Genomic DNA, 17,705 nt, shown 5'->3' on the forward strand with positions numbered 1-17,705 from the left:
GAGCTGTAGCCGCTGATGCACGACACGGAGAAGTCTGACTCTGGCATAGTAGCTGAGAAGCCAACGAACAAAGCCGGATTACTGGCGGCGGAGTGGGCGGAGCCAAGGCCGGGGACCAAGGGAAACGCGGAACAGCAGCGCATGCACCGGACACAGGGCCGTGCTCGCATGACCCAGTCGCTGGACCGCGTACGGACAGCCGCAAGGCTGAGGAAGAAGGACCGGTTCACCGCGCTCTTTCACCACATCAATGTCGATACACTGCGGGCGGCGTTCTTTGCGCTCAGGCGTAAGGCTGCTCCCGGAGTGGATGGCATGACGTGGGAGGACTACGAGAAAGATCTCGAGCCCCGGCTCGCCGATCTGCACAAACGGGTCCAACGAGGAGCGTATCGCCCGCAACCGTCTCGCCGGACGTACATACCAAAGGCAGACGGCAAGCAGCGCCCGTTAGCGATCGCGGCTCTCGAAGACAAAATCGTCCAGGGCGCCACCGTCATCGTGCTCAACGCCATCTACGAAGGAGACTTCTGTGGCTTTTCCTACGGGTTTCGGCCCGGCAGAGGACCACATGATGCGTTGGACGCGCTCTGCACAGCGATCGAGACGCGGCACGTGAACTGGATCATTGACGCCGACATCCAAAACTTCTTTGGCGCAGTCAGTCAACCTTGGCTGGTTCGCTTCTTGGAACATAGGATCGGCGACAAGCGCATCATCCGCCTCATTCAGAAATGGCTGAAGGCGGGTGTTCTCGAAGACGGCGTCGTAGCCGCTGATGACAGGGGAACGGGTCAAGGTTCGGTGATTTCACCGCTTCTCGGCAACATCTAGCTGCACTACGCTCTCGACCTGTGGGTCAAACGCTGGCGACAGCGCGAGGTCTCCGGCGGCATGATCATCGTGCGTTACGCGGGTTGTCCGTGAACAAGCCTCCAAGCACTTGATTGGGAGTCTGTTTTCCGGTTGCGGCGGCATTTGAGATTGCAGGGGATTGAGGCTTCACAGCCCAAAACCCTGCAATTTCGATTTTGGATTTCCCTGCCGCTGCGAACCGTGATTCTGTGCTGCATCGGAGGCACCGATGCGACCAAAGAAGCACAGGACGACAGGCTCGAACGATCTGTTCCGGTCCCGGCTGGACCAGATCATCAACATGCGACACGAGCTGGTTCTGCTCGCCGGCAGGGTCGATTGGGACTGGATCGACGGCGAGATCGCGCCGCTCTACAGCGACAACGGCAGGCCGGGTATCGCGACCCGATTCATGATCGGATTGCTGCTGCTCAAGCACATCTACGGCCTGTCCGATGAAGGGGTGTGCGAGCGCTGGGTCCACGATCCGTACTTCCAGTTCTTCACCGGCGAAGAGTTTTTCCAGCACGTTTTCCCGCATGAGCGCTCAGACCTGAGCCACTGGCGCAAGCGGCTCGGCGACAAGCTGGAGCGGTTGTTGGCCGAGAGCCTTCGGGTGGCGCACGCGAGCGGTGCGTTGCGCAGCCAGGACCTCAAGCGGGTCACGGTCGACACGACCGTCCAACCGAAGGCCATCAGCTTTCCGACCGACGCCAAGCTGCTGCATGCAGCGATCCGCGGGTTGAACCGCCTGGCGAGGAAGCACGGGGTCAGGCTCCGGCAATCCTATATTCGCGTGGCCAAAAGCGCGGCAATGATGGCGGGCCGCTACGCTCATGCCAAACAATTCAACCGGCATCAGCGACAGCTGCGCCTTCTGCGCAGCCGGCTGGGCCGGATCATCCGCGACATTCGCCGCAAGACCGAGGGCCAGCCCGCACTGGAGGAGGCATTCGCCCTGCCGCTGAGCCGAGCCACCCAGATCCGCTCGCAGCAGCAGCGCCAGCGCGGCTTCAAGCTGTATTCCTTCCATGCTCCGGAGGTCGAGTGCATCGGCAAGGGCAAGGCCGCCGCGCCCTATGAGTTCGGCGTGAAGGCATCCATCGTCACCAACAACCAAAGAGCTCCCGGCGGCTTGTTCGTGCTCCACGCCTGCTCGCTGCCGGACAACCCCTACGACGGTCACACCCTTCGCGACGTCATCGAGCGCACCGAGAGCCTCACCGGCTGCCCGATCGAACGGGCCTATGTCGACAAGGGATATCGCGGCCACGACACACAAAATCCCCGCCGCGTCTTCATCTCGGGCCAGAAGCGCGGCGTCTTCGGCGTCATCAAGCGCGAGCTACGCCGCCGTTCCGCCATCGAGCCCATCATCGGACACATGAAGAACGAAGGTCACCTTGGCCGCTGCTATCTCAAAGGCCGCGCCGGAGATGCCGCTAACGTTCTCCTCTCGGCCGTTGGCCACAACCTCCGCCGTGTCCTGGCTTGGCTCAGAGACCTTTTGTCCCTCTTCCTGCTCTCACTCTGGCCAACGCTCAACTGTCCAGTTCAGCCCAATTCGGCTTATTAACGATCGACTACGCGGACGATGTAGTAGTCGGCTTTGAGCGCGAGGATGACGCACGTCGTTTCCTGACGCGATGCGCGCGAGACTGGAGGAGTTCGAGCTGACGCTCCACCCGGCCAAGACCCGCCTGATTGAGTTTGGTCGCCATGCGGCGGCTCAACGCAAGCAGCGCGGACTCGGAAAGCCGGAAACCTTTGCGTTCATGGGGTTCACGTTTATCTGCGGCAAATCACGCCAAGGGCGCTTCCAGCTTCAACGGAAGACCCGTAGCGACCGCTTGTGAACCAAACTCCGCGAAATCAAGGAGGAGCTAAGGCGCCGAATGCACTGGCCGATCCCTGCACAAGGGAAATGGCTGAGGCAGGTCTTGACCGGCCACTTTGCGTACTTTGCTGTCCCGACGAATGGCCGAGCGCTCAATGCGTTTCGGTTCTATCTGACCGATCTCTGGAGGCGGACGCTTCGGCGGCGCAGTCAGCGGACCTGTCTGACCTGGGATCGCATAACGCAGATCACCCATGACTGGCTCCCCAAGGCTCGCATCCTTCATCCATGGCCGAAGCTGCGCTTCGCCGTCAAACACCCGAGGTAGGAGCCCGGTGCCTTAATTGGGCTCGCCGGGATCTGCGCGGGGGGCGCCCAGTGATGGGTGTCCCTACCGCGAACAGAATGCGTTTGCGCTTTCAAGGATTTGCTTTCGGCAATATGGGCACTGCTGAGACGGCGCCCGAAGGATGAGATCGACGATGGCGAAACGTTGAGGCGGAGGCCCGTTGATTCTTTTTTTCGCCCCGCGTATGCGAGGCGATGATGTTGCAGGAAGGCGTAGGCAATCATTGTCATCAGGGCGTGGCGATGAAGACCTTGCCATGATCGCCCTTCGAAGTGATCAAGTCCAAGCTCCTCCTTCAACTGCTGATGCGCCTGCTCACAAATCCACCGTGCCTTAATGGTCTCATCGACGCTGAGGACAATGGCTCGGTTCGGGTAAAGCCAGACAATATCGCGCACCTTATCGACGAATAGCGGATCGCTCGACAGTTTAAATGTCTGGCTGCGGTGCGGCTGCAGGCCGAACGCCGTCCACTTTCGGCGGATCGTGGTGTGAGAAAAGCCAGTTTCCGCAGCCATCGAGCGGATCGACCAGTGCGTCCGTCGCGCGGCGTCGTACGCAATGTCCGCTCGATTACCTCAGCAACCTGATCGTCGTCGATGGTTCGAGGGCGGCCAGGGCGGGCTTCGTCAAGCAGGCCATCACAGCGATCCTTCAAGAATCGGCGGCGCCACTTGCCAACGGTGTGTTCATGGATGCCAAGTTTGGCAGCCACCGACTTGCTTGGCAGACCATCTGCACACCGCAGGATCGCGCGGCAGCGCTCAGATAGCGATCGGGCAACGCGATGACGACGAACCTGCCTCTCCAAGTACGCCCGCTCCTGCGGACTAAGCACCAGCGGCGCGATCGGCCGGCCTCGCACACCCGCATTCGCCACGAGCACTCTCCTCTGTAGAGATTCGAGCTATCAACCAATGTGACGAACTTGCGTTCCTGAGGACTAGTCCCATCAGTAGGACTCGGTGAAATTAAATCAACGGCGACACAGCGCCGTAGTCGGGGAAGCGCAGAGGGCTTCCTGTTGAAATCACACGGGCCGGGTCTGCACGCGCCACCGCGCGTACACATTCAGCGCGCGAGCGGGCCACTCTCGGGCAACGTGGCCCTTGTCGGTATCGAGACCAATGTGAGCAACTTGACGCTAAACGCCGCGACGAAGTGCCTGTATAGCCTGTGAATTCACTTCGGCACGCGACTTGCTCTCTTTGCGGCATCATCACCAATCGCAGTGCGATGGTCTTCGGGACGGACTCGGCGCGCGTCGCTGTCAGTGTCTAGTCCGCTCCGACGGTTTGCTGCGGCGATAACTTAAGGGCGCTCGGTCGTGGGCCGAGACAATACAGGAAAGTGTTGGATGCGATCTGGAGTATTTCTGGTAGGAACCACGACAATTGCGCTCGTCGCAAACGGTGCTGCGAATGCGGCAGACCTTGAGCCAGAAGTGAAACTGCCGCCCGCGGTGTGGAACTGGTCGGGAGGCTATATTGGCGGGCACCTCGGCGGCGGGTACGGCCGAACCTCCTTCAGCAATCCCTACGGTCAGTCAATCTATGGCGATGTCGTCGATACCCCAGTGTTTCTCGCGGGTGGCCAGGTCGGCTACAATTGGCAGAAGAACGGCTGGGTCTTTGGTGTCGAACTCGATGCCAGCGGTGCTGTCTCAGACGGCACGAATACTTGCCTCGCCGCCTCCGGCTTTGTCGTGAGTGCAAACTGCAAGGCAGGTCCCAACGTCTTTGCCACCGGGACCGGCCGCATCGGTTACGCGTTTGGCGCGCTGGGCCACACACTGGCCTATCTCAAGGCTGGCGTAGCCTGGCAAAACAATCGGGGCGACGTCGTCAACAACGATGAAGGCGGCGCGCCACAGGAGAAAACCCATTTCGACTATGGTCGCCTCGGTGGCGTCATCGGGCTGGGCGTCGAGCAAGCGCTTACGCCTGCATGGTCGATCAACGTCGAGTATGACTATCTCCATTTCGGCGGGCCGAGTGTCGCAACGCCTCCGACGGTGCAGAATCCGCCGTTCGCAATTCTTCCGGCGAACATAACCGGCCTCTCCAGCAGCTATCACATCGGAAAGATCGGGTTGAACTACCATTTTGGCGCCGACCCGTGGGCGGTGCAATGGCCCGATGCACCGCTGTACGCAAAAGCCCCCGCCAGCGCGCCGCCGATTGCTTACACGGCCGGTTGGTCGTTCGAAGGCGGATCGCGGCTCTGGCTCAGCCGGGGACGCTTCCAATGGGACCACAGCGCAGTCGGCCTTGATGACCCCAGCATTCTTGGATCGAGGCTCACCTATCACGGACTTGACGGACTTTCCGGGGAGCTATTTGGCCGTCTCGACAGCCCGTGGGGAGTGTTCCTGAAGAGCAACGTTGGGGTTGGTCGCTTCAACAAAGGAAACATGAACGATGAAGACTGGGGCGGCGCCTATAGCAACACGATCCATGGCCAGGCAAACGGGAGGTTCACCTATTACACGGCCGATGCCGGTTACGATTTCCTGCGCGCCGCCAACTACAAGGTCGGGGGATTTATCGGCTGGACCTACTACGAACAGAACTCCGACTCGAGGGGGTGTGTACAGATAGCTCGCCCGCGTCCATGCTTGGCGCCGGACGACGACAGGGTCATTGGCAGCCAGAATACTCAGTGGAATGCAGCTCGGATCGGCCTGAGCGCCGAAACCATGCTCACCGAGCGTTGGCGTTTGAACGCTGACGTCGCTTACCTGCCCTGGACCGATTTCAAGGGGCGTGACAACCATCTCTTGCGCCCTATGACCACCTTCGCTGAGCAACGGGGCAATGGTGGCGGGGGCGTCCAGCTCGAAGGCGTGTTGTCCTACTTCATTACCAAGAACTTCAGCGTCGGCGTCGGTGGCCGCTATTGGGCGATGTGGACCAACAGGCGGAGCGACACGTTGTGCAGCGGCAGCGGCTGCGTTGGTGCACCACCCATGTTTGCGAAGCACAGCATGGAGCGCTGGGGTACGTTCTTTCAGGCGTCCTATAGGTTCGATTGAAAAGATCACACCTATAGCCAAGCTCCAGGCTTTCGACGCCCCCCAAGCTTTGGTAGTGGCCATCCACCTCCGCGCCATCTAGACGCCGGCAATATTGGCATTAGCGAACCTCGTCACGTGAGGACGGCAGCGCAAAGAACTAGCTGCAGTTGCCTTTTTGATTGGCTGCGATCCGACATCGCGCTAACCCAGTAGGCCGTAAGCGTGGCGCAAGCTTGCGAAAGATGCGCAGTTCGGTCGATCGTCGGAAAAGCTGGACGCTGATCAACTACAGCCTGTTTTGGAGGACATCGAAGAGGCCGTCGCGGCTCTCGAAGCAGCCGAGGATCACGCCAATCCAAGAACCTGCGAGAAGCGAACTGCCGAGCGCACAGCCAACCGCGGTCAGCTGCCGGAGTATTTGCCGCACATCGTCGAGGCCCTGATGCCCACTGCAACCTGCCGCCCGTGCTGCGCAGGCGTCCTTTTTGAAAATTGGGAGCGATGAGAGCCAGAGGCTCGACGTCGTACCGGCGCAGTATCGCGTAATCGTCACTCGCCGGCCCAAACTGGCTTGCCGCGCTTGTCATGGCGTCGTCCTCCAGCATGCCGAGCCCGAACACTGCCCACGGAGCGGCTGGTCAGCGCATGTGATCGATGCCAAGTATCATTGGCATTTGCCGCTTTATCGCCAGGCGCAGATGTTGGCGACGCACGGCATCGCCATCGACCGTCAGCCAACCCGGTAGCCTGGCTACGTAGCGGCTCAGGGCGATCACGTCCGCAAGCGTGGCCGGCTTGGAGTGAGCACGTCTGCATACTCCTCGAGAGCCAACCTTCTTTCCTCGCTGATCGCGTCGGCGGCATCAAACTCGGGACCTGCGCCAAGTTTCGCGGATACCGATATCGCGGCGGCGTGCTGCACGGAAAGCTCGCGGTGACGCTCAATTACATCAAAAATCGTATCAAATTCAGTCGCCATGGCGCATTTGCCCCAGGCCAGATTAGATCGGCACCAACCAATCCTGGTAGGTGCTTCCAGTCCTTCTCAGCGATACTGCTTGGTAGCACCCTTGGGAATTGAGCCTCTCGGGGCGCCGCGGTGGTCGGTCTCGCTTTTCCAGGGGCGAAGGCTGGCCACCGAAGTTTGCAGCGCGTGGTAGGGACAAGCGCTTCCGGAGGCGTGAGCGCCGAGTCACCGCCGCCAACTTCACTGGCAGCGCGGGCGCGGTAGGGACAGCGTCGGGTTCTCACTCCCCACGGCGCCGAGTCATGTCCGCGTGCCTCCAAGTCCGCGTGTGCGCCGCAGAGTGGAGCAACCATGATGCCCAAATTTATTGCCTCGTACGATCTAAAAGAGGCCAGGCTAGACCCGCCACGAGCGCTTTCTTACAAATGCGATCGAGTGCGGCTGGTCTCCCGGGAGTCTGGACCATGACGACACTCTATTTGGAGGGTTCGTTTGTCGATCAAACGCAAACGGTCGCAGCACTCAACGCAGCAAGGGGGAGACGAAAAATGAGCTTGGGAAAGATCTGCTGGACCGATCCCAATGCAACGATGGCCACGAATGCCCGCAACCGGCGGCTGGAGCCCTCTTACAAGCAGCATACGGCCGTCGATGACAAGGTCGGCGTCATTCTGGACGTCGCGGTCACAACTGGACAAACGAACGAAGGCGAGATGATCGAGCCGCAATTAATCCCCTCCAGCAAATGCCGGGACTAAACCCCTGGTTTGGAAACGCAGTCGCTGTTGGAGCTTGCATACGGACGGCGCGGGCCGCTCGCCGTCGAAGGAGAGCGGCAATCGCCGTTCTTGAACCGGGCCCGTTTCTTGAGCCGCTGGTTGGCTGCTTTCGGGCGACGCTCCCTGTTGCTGATCGCGCTGCTGCTCCTCTGGTAGGCAGCTTCCAGGTTTGGATTGGTAGATCCGGTCTTCCTGCCACCGTTCACGGGGGGCATCGTACGCTTGCGCAAACCGGTGATCATTCACTACTCTTGAGCACAGCCAGCGAATTCACACGGCGCTTTGCGCCATCAGCAATCGATATGGCCATCTTCTCCGGAAATCCTTTTGGAAGCGCATTCAGCACCTGATCTATGGCTTTTGCGGCTGTATCGCCGAGCTGCTGGATGACAACCTTGACTGTTTTGTCGGGTAGACCGCAGCTTTTCGCAGTCTGCACGAAATGTCGGCCGAGAACCGTGTGGACGACGTAATGCCGGTTGCTGCCGATCGCCATGGCCAGCTTCATTTGGTTTTGGCTGATCTGTCCAGCGTCCAAGCTTGGTTGGGTCGAAATGATGTCGTAAAGCGGGGCAAGATGAAAACGTCCGCCCGGCGCCAAATGAATGCTAAAATTCTTCGCGTGGCCATCGGTGGCGGCAAGCAGCCAGAACACGATCTGCGCCTTGAAGAAAATGGTCTGGTCGTCCTCAGGCGTATCGCTGCCCTTGAGCAAATCCGAGATTTTGCGGATGCCGGGTCCGCCATCGGATTCATACTTTCGCGCGGGTGGAACGGACAGCGCCTGGCAGCAGTCTTCCTGCGGCAGCCGCAACAGGCGGTCGTCGCGCGTCCAGATGCGATCGAACCGCTCAACTGCGAGCACGCGGCGCCCGGCGAAATCGATGATGCTTGATTTGGCGACAGGCAAGCCGAGTGCCGCAACCAGCTCAAGGCACAGATGCTCGTTTTCAACGCTGCCGGTCAGGTCGATTCCGTTCGGCAACTTCCCGATCTGCGGCTTGATAATGTGCGTAGTTGCGGTCGTGCCATGAGGCACGTGCCACTTGTCTTTCCAGTAAAGCAGCGCTGTCTTTTCCTGCGCGCCCGCGAGAGAAATGCGGAAGTCCTGGTCGGGGCCGATGCCGAGCGGATTGCTGGCAAGGTTGTCGAGAATGGCGGCGATCTCCTGATCGCTAGCGGCGCGGCCATCAATGGCGCCGGCGCCCCCGGGTGCGGCACTGTCGGGAAGGAATTGCAGCGCCCCGATGCAATCGCGGCCGATTGCGGAGAGCAGGCTGTAAGCGTCGGCGCCATCAGCATGCGCGCGTTCGGCGACGCGTCGGCGGATGTCGTCATTATCGGGCAGAAGATTGTCAAAAACAGCGACGACGGGATCGCCGATATAACGATCCTCCCGCAATGGCAGCGACACGGAAACGGGGATGGCATTTTCCCACGCGAGCCACTGCTTGTCGTACTGGAAATCGACTGCGCCGCTGCTCTCGCGCCGCAGCCGCCCGACCAGCCGTGCGTTGAGGTATACGTTGAGCGGCGCACGGGCAGGGCGACGCGCCATCAGAACAGATCCTCAATCGCTTCAGCCGTCAATTTGGTGCGCGGCCGGATGACCAGCTCGAGGTCGAGCGCGGCCAGCGCATCCATCAAGATGCGCAGCTGCGTTGCAGGTTCACCGGCCTCCAGCTTCGAGACCGTCGCTTGACGCGCATGCATCTTCTCACCAAGGTCCCCCTGGGTGAGCTTCTTCTGCCGCCGGTAGCGCCTGATCCCGGCGCCAACTTGTTGCGGAGTGCGGGCGATCGTATCCATAAAGGCATTGATACGCAAACGCGTATAATTTGTCAATATACGCGACCGCGAATATCTATATATTATACGTTGTCGCGTATATTTAGGCATAATACGCAATTGCGTATGAAACCCCGCGATCCCACTGCCGCTCTTATTGAAGTTACTTAAAAACTAAAGCTGATGATCGATGTAGAGCTGGTGGCTCGAATCTGCCGCTGGGCGAGAGAGCCTCCTCGACATGTCGAACGTTCGTATCACTATCGTGCCAAGCAACTCCTTGTATCCATTTTGCTGCAATAGTAACAACAACAAATTCAATGACTTGAGGCCGGATTGTCCCCGATCTGAGACCGGACATTAGCTCCGATCGGACCTTTGGAGTCTCGACAGCGATTGAGCTGGAAAGCTATATTAGAACATACTAAGAACTGATCTTCCGGTTGTATTTTCAAGACCCACTCTCACTAACATTTTGCCCGGCAGGCCGTGCATTTAGCGCCGCCAACTCAGGATGAAGTCGGGCCCAGGAGCCGCGTCATTGACCTTGTTCCGCCATTTGCATGACGACGCCTTTTTAGCTTTTTCGCGCGATCACAAGCACCTGTACGCAGCGTGTCTGCTCGATCTGCACGAACGCTTCTTTTCAGGCGCACCGTCGTTTCCGACCCCGCAGCAGGTGGTCCACGCCATCTACGACGTCATGCGAGCCAACCCCGTCCTCTGGAACGAGGGCGATGATTTGGGCAGCCTGCCGGAAATGATCTCCGCGGGACGCCGCCGGATCCGGAAGGCCGACGTCGCGCTCGCTTCCGAGAAGGGCGACAAGGCGCTCGGTCTTGCCCGACAACTGTACGCCCGGCTGCTTGCCTGGGGATGGCTTGAAGAGGAGGAATACGGGCTTCGCGTTACCGTGGACATGGCTATGGGACCGCTGCTCGTGATCCAGCGGCTCGCGAGCCTCAATAAGGATCTCTCGCAGCGATTCGGCGGCTTGATCGTGCAAATCCGCCTCAACCTGGAGGCCGTCGAAAAACTGAGGCCCGAGATCACCGACCGCAAGCAGCGCGAAGCCGCGCTCGCCGTCCGCGAGGCGCGTAATCAGGCCGACCAGTTCACTAAGAGCCTGCGGGCCATTCTGGCCGACCTGAAGCGCGTCCGACGGACCGTCATGGAGTCGAAAACAGTCGCTACCCGGCTGGAAGCCTTTTTCGAGGAGTTCGTCGAACAGCTCCTGCTGAAGGATTTCGAGTCCATCCTCACCGTCAACCATCCGTACCGCTTCCGCGACGCCATCGTCGATCTCGCGCGGAGGATCTCCTACACCCCGCAAACCATGCAGGTCCTCGCCGAGGAGTACACAACTTCCAGCATGGCAGCCGACATCGAGGACGGTCGAATGGCCGCGACCGACGACCTGCTGGCCATCGAAAGCATCTTCGATCAGATCGGGGAGATGTTCGATAGGATCGAGGCCTTCCGCAGGCAGCTCGAAGCCCGGGTCCGCAACACCATTAAGTACGCCGAGCGGGGCGGGCAGGGACTCGTCGGCCGGGCCGGCGACCTGGTGCGGCGTCTGGATGCCTTACTGCGGGACGGCAGACACCACAAGGCGACAATCGAATGGAGCATCGAGCCGCTGCGGTCCCCCTGGTCGGAACACCATCAGGCGACGGCCAGGCAACCACGCCGTCCCGTCGAAGCAAGGGAGCTCGCCGAGCCGCCCTCGGATCCGTTGTATGAACTGCGCAAGAAGCTCCGCCTCGAGTACATCGCTCGCATCGCGCCCCGCCCCGAGGATGTCAGACGATTCCTCGAGGGCCAGGTGCCGCCCTTCGCGACCAGGGAAGCCCGGTTCATGGAAATCGATACCGTGGACGACTTTCTCGCCTTCGATTGCGCCCGCCGATATGCGCTGACGGGCGAGATTCCGGCGCAGGTCGCGGCCGGGTTCGATCTGGAGCCGCGCCCAGACACGCCGCCCCACGACAGCGAATGGCTTCGGTGTGCGAACTTCGTGGTCAGGCGATCCGGCCCCCTCCGGAAAGCAGAGGCAGCCCATGCTCAGTGAGTTCGAAAACGTCGAGCGCTCCTTCGGAGCGGAAAAGGCAGCCGACCTCCGCAAAGCGCTGCACTTCCTGCTACGGCGGCAGTTCGTGTTCGCGGGAGACCCCCGGACCGGGACAGTCTACAACACGATCATGGATGGCCGCTTCCGCGACGTGGTCGACGGCTTCTTCGATAGTTGCGGATACCGCGTCCATCGCGATCCGGAGGCGCAGTGGGCCGGCATCGTCGCCATGGACGAGGACGTGCCGCTGCCCCGGATGAAGCTCGATGAAACAATCGTCATGCTGGTGCTGGCGGCATACTGGCAGCAGGAGGTGAACGTCGGAGCAGTCGAGGACCGGGCCGTCGTAGTGGCCGCTTTGAACGACCTGTTCGATCGCTACCGCGAGATGGCGCAACACGGCGGCGGAGGCGCGATCTCGCCCGCCCGCTTCCGGGACATCCTGCGCGAGGCTGCCCAACGCAGTTTGGTCGAGATCAGTGATTTTGACGACGAGCAGCAGGACTGCGAGATCAGGATCCGCCCGATGATTAAGCTGATCAGTGGCAGCGATGCCCTCCAACGGCTTGAGCGCTACGTCCGTAGCGAGGAGGCGCGGTTTCCGCAGCCCGCAGGAGACGAGGCATGATGGAACTACGCCACCTGACGATGGTGAACTGGCACCTGTTCGACGTCGCCGACATCGACGTGACAGGACACGTCGGGGTCCTGGGCGAGAACCGGTCCGGCAAATCGACAATCCTCGACATGGCACAGGTCGTTCTCACCGGCGGGAGCCGGCGGTTCTTGCGCCTGAACGCGGTCGCCGGCGATAGCGGAAAATCGCGCAGCGGCTCGAAGCGCAGCGTCGTCGATTACTGCCTTGGGACGCTCGGCGAAGATCAGCGCCGGCGCGACGAGGCGCGCACCTACATCGCGCTCGGTTTCGAAGACACGGAAGGCGCCCGGCCACCGGTCACGATCGGCATGGCGCTCGAGGCGCGCAAGTCCGACAGCAGGGAGACCGTGCTGGCACTCTTCGTCGCCGTCGGGACCGTTCTGAGCTCCAAGGACTTCATCGAGCAGCGAGGAAAGTCGCAATTCCCGGCGCAGTGGGAGGACGTGCGCGCCCGGATCGCCGCGGCGGTCGGTGAAGGCAACTTTGTCAATCATCGCGACCGGGCGAGCGACTACGTCCGCGAGTACATGCGCCATCTTCTGCCGCATTCGCCCTATGGCGAGCAGAACGCCAGCGCCCTGCAGAAATCAATCGTCAACGCGATGACGCTCGACCACAACCAGACGGCCACGCAATTCGTGCGGAACTACATCCTCGAGGACAGTCCGATCGGCATCAAAGAGCTGCGCGAGTCGATCCAGACATACCGCAACATCAGCGAGACCATCCGGAAAATGCACCTCAGGCTCGAAGCCCTAAGGGCGCTTCGGGTCGTCCTCGGCACGCTTGAAGAGGCGCTCGAGACCAAGTTCAGGGAGGAGTGGATCGCAAAACGTGCGACTTGGCTCGCGGCGCGCGCGACAAACCTGGATTTCAAGACCAAGCGGCGTACCGAGATGGCGCGCCGGGACGCCGCAGCAAAAGAACTCGAATTCATCGACGACGACGTCAAGGCCATCGATAAGGAGATCGAACGCCTCATGGCCGCGATCGCCGAGCACGATGCCAAGACCGGCAGAAAGTCCCTGCAGCAGACCGCCGATGTGGCCGGGCAGGCGGCGCACCGCGCCTCGGCGGACTTCAAGGCTCGCATGGAGGACATCCGTCGCCTGGAGCCGCTACGCGCGATGTGCGCAGACGGTTTCGAGGACTTCGTTCCTACGCTTGAGCGTCTTGTGACCGCCACCACCGAGGCCGACATCAGGGGCGTCTCCGACGAGGTCACCGTGGCCGAGAAGTCCTTCGCGGCAAGCGGCGCGAAATGGCTGCCGAAGATCGACGAAGCACGTCAAACGATCATCGCGGAGCTTTCCGGGCTCCGCGGCCGGCGCGACGAGGTGCTCGAACGGATCCGACAGCACGCCGCCGGTGGGGCGCGCGCCTATCTCGGCGACGACACTGAACTCCTCTGCCGCAGGCTGCGGCAGAGGGGAATGGTCCCGCGCGTGCTCTGCGACATCATCGAAGTCGCCGAACCCGAGTGGGTAGGAGCCGCCGAGGCGCTCCTCGGCCGCGACCGGGAAGCCGTGTTCGTGGACAGAGCGGATATCAGCGCCGCCACGTCAATCTTCAAGGAAGGTCGCCGCGAGTTTCGCCATGCATCGCTAGTGAGCCTAAACAAGCTCGAGCAGTTCAGGGCCAAGCCGGAGCGCGGCACTTTTCCCTCCATCTTCCGGAGCCAGGATCCGGACGCGATGGCCTTCATCATGCGCCGCTACGGCAATGTCCGTCTCGCCGACACGCTCGACCAGTTCAACAGGCCCGGCCGGGCGATTATGAAGGACGGCCTCTACGACGACGGACTCGTCCGGAGCCATCGCTGGATTGAATCGTCGCAGCATAAGATCGGAAAGGCAGCCCAGGCGAACGCCCTGCGATCCCTGCAGGATCAGGCCGAGGAGCTGGGTCGGATCCTGACCGGCAAGGGGAAGGAGGCCCATGCCGCGGAGCAGGCTTTTGCCGCTCTGAAGAACATCTGCGAGGGACGTAATGACCTGGGGGCTTGCGCGGCCGCCTTCGCGGCCGCGCAGACTGAGGTCGCTGAAGCTCAGGCCAGGCTCGATGCCCTCGACGGCGCGGGGGACGGCGGGCTTCGCGACAAAAAGAGGGCGCAGCAAAAGCTGAAGGAGAAGAGGCTGGAGGAGAGAAAGACACAGCAGAAGGCGTTCGGCGAGCATGACGGCGAGGTCAGGTCGGCGGAGAGGAGGCTCGGAGAGGGCGAGAACGTGCCCGGCTCCGAACTCAACCTCAGGGTCGCCCGGTCGATATACCGCAAGTTCTTCCCACTCTACTCCACCGCGAAAGGCAGGGCCGTCTACCGCGACCGCCTCGATGCCGCAGCCCAAAAGGGCTTCCCGGAGAAACACCGGGCCATCGCCGAGAAGGCCTTGAAGGATGCGAACGCGTCCGACAACGAGCGCGCCCGGATCGAGCGACGGGTCCGCGAGCTTCTTTACGATTACTTCGACCAGTTCGGGATGAGTTCGCAGGTCGGCGCGGAAAGCGAGCCGCTGCGGGAGGTGAAGCCATGGATGGAGCAGCTGATCTCGGATATCGAATCCAACGAGCTGCGCCAGTACGAAAGGCAGGCGCGGGAAGCGGCGGAGAAGGCGTCCACCCTGCTGCGCGGCGAGTTCATCAATGCGCTCACGGCCCGGATCGGAAAGATGGAGCGGGAGCTGCAATCGTTGAACCGTAGCCTCTACGCACATCCCTTCCATAACGAGCGATATTCATTCCACCGCACCCAGATGGTGGAATTCCAGCCCATCCTGAAGATCATCGAAATCGCCAAAACCTCTCCGGAGGCGCTCGATATGCTGTTCCGGGGCGAAGTGCCCGATGACTTCCCGCACAAGGATACGATCGTCGCACTCGAGGCGCTGCTCGAGGACCCCGACAAGGACTTCACCCAGTTCGAGGACTACCGCAACTTCTACACCTTCGAGATCCACATGGAGGATGTCGCCACCGGCCGCTCGACCCGCTGGGAGCAGCGGCGCGGCACCGGGTCTGGCGCCGAACAGCAGGTGCCTATCTACGTTGCCATCGGCGCTTCGCTGGCGGCCGTCTACGGCAGCGCGGAGCGTCGTGCCGGCAAGCCCGCCGGTTTCGCGCTCGCCATGTTCGATGAGGCCTTCTCCAAGATGGACGGCAAGAACCAGCGGCAGATGATGAGCTTTTACAAAAACCTCGGCCTGCAGTTCGTGATCGCGGCGCCGTTCGAGAAGCGCGTCGCCGTGCTCGAGCACATGGACTCCATCGTGGAGGTGGACCGCATCGGCGAGCAGTCCAGGGCCACTGTGGTGGAACTGAAAGAGAAGGCCAAGCGCGAGCTGATGGCCATCGATCCGGACCTGATGTCCGAAGATGAGCTCGCCACCCGTCTGGCCGCCGAGTAGCCATGGCTCGGCGTTTCACGGATGCGATCGGCCTGCTGAACGACCTGCTCAACCGCTTCGAGGCGGGGGCCGCAAGCCCGATCGCCCACCCGGACTACCCCGCTTTCCCATCAGTAGTCGCGGCGGACGCCTTCCTGAAACAGATCAGGGAAGCCGAAAGCGCCGGCGCGGTCTCCCTTGGTTGGGGGCGCGGCCCCATGCGCGACCAAGTGGCACATGTGCGGCTGGCCTCGGCGGAGATCCTATACCGATATCTCCGCCGTACCCCCGCGTCGCGCATCGCGGAGGATGCCGCCGTGCGGCTTGTCGCCGGGGCGGCGATGCACGACTCTCTGAAGAACAGCGCTTCCCAAGTCGCCGAGGTATGGGGGCGGGGGAAAACGTGGCACGGGTTCGCTTCGTCCGATGTCGAGACACTGCGCGACGCGTTCGTTCTCGCCCAGGCCATCCTGGCCAACAAACATCTTGGCGTCGACTACAAGACCTTCTCGAGACGAACGGTGGGGCACAGCAAAACGCTCGAACGGATCGAAGGCGCGGTCGTGCGGCTCCTGAGCGGCATCCTGGAGTTTCCCCCCGGCGCGCGGCCACGCGAGGCGCTCCGGGCAATCGGTCTTGAGCGCTTCGCGCCACCGCTGCTGATCGCGGGCAAGATCGACCTCGATGGAGCCGACCTCTCCGGAATCTCTCCGCTGTATCTCGGAATCACTCCCAAGGAAGCAGATCGCGTCCGCTTCCGGGAGCCGCCGGCCTACGTGCTAACGATCGAAAATTTCGCAAGCTTCAACCGGCACATCGCCGAGGCGGACCCCGGCCGATTAGGAACGACCATGTATGTCGGAGGGTACCCCTCGCTTGCCACCCAGCAGGCGCTGCGGACGATCGCAGGATTGGTATCCGAACAGACGCCGATCTTTCATTGGTCGGACATCGATCCGGACGGCACCTGGATCTTCCACACCATCGAGCGCGCCGTCGACCGACCGATCCGTGCCCACCTCATGAGTGTCGAACTTGCCGAGCGTTTGGGACAAGTGCCGTTCAAAAAATCGGCACCCGCTCGATGTCCACCGGACTCCGGTATCGCGGCTCTGACAGCGTACCTGGCGGAAGATGGAGCCAAGACGCTCGAGCAGGAAGAACTCGATCCGGTCCTGCCAGAGCTCCATTAGAAAATGCGCGCGGACCAACGCGGTATCGATCCGGATGAGCTTCCTCGGTCGACGATCTCCGTTGGCCTTTGTTCAACAACACCTGTGTTCCACAGCGAACGCCATGAGTAGGGCGGCTCCTTGCCGTGCTTCGACAATCCCATTGGCACCATAGCGACCAACGCCCCGAAGCACCGCTTCCCCCCCTCCAGAAGTGAAGAATGGGAATCTCTTGTAACCATGTGTTAGTCCGTCGATTCAAAAGCCCCAGTCGGTCAATGGTTTGTCGACAATCACCGAAACAAGACCACTAATGTTGGTGCCGTCTCCATAAACGCGCGGCGATGATCGCCTGGCAGATCGACACTTGATGTCTTCCTCGGTGGTGATGCCGACCTCGGCCTTCGCCGGGGTCACAACGCCGCTGTACCGGGCCATGTCGGGCAGCGCGGTAGCGCAGGAAAGGCAATTGTCAACTTGTCGCAAGATCAAGCGATTGGTCGATCGCGCTCGGCCTTCAAGCATCAGTCTCCGAGGAGTAAACTTAAGTTCGTTGGAGCGAGACTCGGCCGTCGCCTCGACGTGCTTAGCGCGAAGGCGCGATCGATGGCCCACAGCTCAGGCTGAAGCATCGCTCGTGCTTGCAACCGGAGGTCTGTCCGCCAAAAGCTGCAAGCGCAGTACAAGGAGGGCCGCGTGGACGCCCTTGCCGATCGATAGACCAATCCAGATGCCAACTGCGCCGAGGCCAGTCTTCAGGCCGAGCACGTAACTGAGCGAAAGCCCAACCAGCCAGTAAGCGATGCCAGCAAAGAGGAGCGACAAGCGTGTGT

General features: G+C 61.3%; 15 protein-coding genes and 2 pseudogenes. 10 read left to right on the top strand and 7 right to left on the bottom strand.

Annotation, left to right across the window (positions count from 1 at the left end; genetic code table 11):
- Positions 1-168: 168 nt before the first annotated feature.
- The 3 genes from EI171_RS11660 (at position 169) to EI171_RS45560 (ending at position 2,711) form a co-directional block, all read left to right on the top strand.
- Complete coding sequence (locus EI171_RS11660) at positions 169-834, top strand: reverse transcriptase domain-containing protein (RefSeq protein ID WP_246740509.1); 666 nt, start codon at positions 169-171, stop codon at positions 832-834.
- 250 nt (positions 835-1,084) lie between these two features.
- The gene (locus tag EI171_RS11665) at positions 1,085-2,431 is read left to right on the top strand and encodes an IS5 family transposase (RefSeq protein WP_161533398.1); all 1,347 of its coding nucleotides are present in this window, start codon (positions 1,085-1,087) and stop codon (positions 2,429-2,431) included.
- 70 nt (positions 2,432-2,501) lie between these two features.
- Positions 2,502-2,711, top strand: coding sequence for a hypothetical protein (locus EI171_RS45560; protein WP_246740510.1), 210 nt, complete (start codon positions 2,502-2,504; stop codon positions 2,709-2,711).
- A 400-nt stretch (positions 2,712-3,111) separates the two neighbouring features.
- On the opposite strand, the pseudogene EI171_RS11675 reads toward EI171_RS45560, so the two are convergent.
- Positions 3,112-3,382: pseudogene (locus tag EI171_RS11675) on the bottom strand (IS701 family transposase); the annotation flags it as partial.
- Complete coding sequence (locus EI171_RS11680) at positions 3,337-3,927, bottom strand: helix-turn-helix domain-containing protein (RefSeq protein WP_371740507.1); 591 nt, start codon at positions 3,925-3,927, stop codon at positions 3,337-3,339. The pseudogene EI171_RS11675 and the gene EI171_RS11680, both read right to left, overlap by 46 nt.
- Before the next feature lie 471 nt (positions 3,928-4,398).
- Between EI171_RS11680 and EI171_RS11685 the strand changes: the two genes are divergently transcribed.
- Together EI171_RS11685 and EI171_RS11690 are read left to right on the top strand one after the other, a co-directional pair.
- Complete coding sequence (locus EI171_RS11685; protein ID WP_161533399.1) at positions 4,399-6,075, top strand: outer membrane beta-barrel protein; 1,677 nt, start codon at positions 4,399-4,401, stop codon at positions 6,073-6,075.
- A 211-nt stretch (positions 6,076-6,286) separates the two neighbouring features.
- Positions 6,287-6,788 (top strand): annotated as a pseudogene (locus EI171_RS11690) (IS66 family transposase zinc-finger binding domain-containing protein); the annotation flags it as partial.
- A gap of 41 nt (positions 6,789-6,829) precedes the next feature.
- Here EI171_RS11690 and EI171_RS11695 read toward each other — a convergent pair.
- Positions 6,830-7,036, bottom strand: a complete 207-nt coding sequence (locus EI171_RS11695) for a hypothetical protein (RefSeq protein WP_246740511.1) — start codon at positions 7,034-7,036, stop codon at positions 6,830-6,832.
- Between the two features lie 452 nt (positions 7,037-7,488).
- On the opposite strand from EI171_RS11695, the gene EI171_RS46700 reads away from it, so the two are divergent.
- Complete coding sequence (locus EI171_RS46700; RefSeq protein ID WP_371740508.1) at positions 7,489-7,782, top strand: transposase; 294 nt, start codon at positions 7,489-7,491, stop codon at positions 7,780-7,782.
- 259 nt (positions 7,783-8,041) lie between these two features.
- Here the strand turns inward: EI171_RS46700 and EI171_RS11705 are convergent, their stop codons facing one another.
- Positions 8,042-9,361: a type II toxin-antitoxin system HipA family toxin gene (locus tag EI171_RS11705; RefSeq protein WP_161533400.1), complete on the bottom strand. Its 1,320-nt coding sequence runs from the start codon at positions 9,359-9,361 to the stop codon at positions 8,042-8,044.
- Positions 9,361-9,612 (bottom strand): helix-turn-helix domain-containing protein, encoded by a 252-nt coding sequence (locus EI171_RS11710; RefSeq protein WP_161533401.1) that lies wholly within the window; start codon positions 9,610-9,612, stop codon positions 9,361-9,363. Before EI171_RS11710 ends, EI171_RS11705 begins: the two co-directional genes overlap by 1 nt.
- A 520-nt stretch (positions 9,613-10,132) precedes the next feature.
- Between EI171_RS11710 and EI171_RS11715 the strand changes: the two genes are divergently transcribed.
- Genes EI171_RS11715 through EI171_RS11730 form a run of 4 tightly spaced genes read left to right on the top strand, consistent with a single transcriptional unit; the run spans position 10,133 to position 16,893 of the window.
- On the top strand, positions 10,133-11,662 hold the full coding sequence (locus EI171_RS11715) for a Wadjet anti-phage system protein JetA family protein (protein ID WP_246740512.1): 1,530 nt from the start codon (positions 10,133-10,135) through the stop codon (positions 11,660-11,662).
- Complete coding sequence (locus tag EI171_RS11720) at positions 11,652-12,290, top strand: DUF4194 domain-containing protein (RefSeq protein WP_161533403.1); 639 nt, start codon at positions 11,652-11,654, stop codon at positions 12,288-12,290. Before EI171_RS11715 ends, EI171_RS11720 begins: the two co-directional genes overlap by 11 nt.
- Positions 12,287-15,721 carry an SbcC/MukB-like Walker B domain-containing protein gene (locus tag EI171_RS11725; RefSeq protein WP_161533404.1) on the top strand — a complete coding sequence of 1,145 codons (3,435 nt, stop codon included), beginning with the start codon at positions 12,287-12,289 and terminating at the stop codon, positions 15,719-15,721. The genes EI171_RS11720 and EI171_RS11725 overlap by 4 nt, the downstream gene beginning before the upstream one ends.
- Positions 15,722-15,723: 2 nt before the next feature.
- Positions 15,724-16,893, top strand: a complete 1,170-nt coding sequence (locus tag EI171_RS11730; protein ID WP_161533405.1) for a Wadjet anti-phage system protein JetD domain-containing protein — start codon at positions 15,724-15,726, stop codon at positions 16,891-16,893.
- A gap of 237 nt (positions 16,894-17,130) precedes the next feature.
- Here EI171_RS11730 and EI171_RS11735 read toward each other — a convergent pair whose 3' ends face one another.
- Both EI171_RS11735 and EI171_RS45565 read right to left on the bottom strand, forming a co-directional pair.
- A complete protein-coding gene (locus tag EI171_RS11735) occupies positions 17,131-17,397 on the bottom strand; it encodes a hypothetical protein (RefSeq protein WP_161533406.1) in 267 nt (88 codons plus the stop codon).
- Positions 17,398-17,490: 93 nt separating this feature from the next.
- Complete coding sequence (locus EI171_RS45565; protein WP_246740513.1) at positions 17,491-17,697, bottom strand: hypothetical protein; 207 nt, start codon at positions 17,695-17,697, stop codon at positions 17,491-17,493.
- Positions 17,698-17,705 lie beyond the last annotated feature (8 nt).

Source organism: Bradyrhizobium sp. LCT2, from assembly GCF_009931255.1.
Classification (GTDB): domain Bacteria; phylum Pseudomonadota; class Alphaproteobacteria; order Rhizobiales; family Xanthobacteraceae; genus Bradyrhizobium; species Bradyrhizobium diazoefficiens.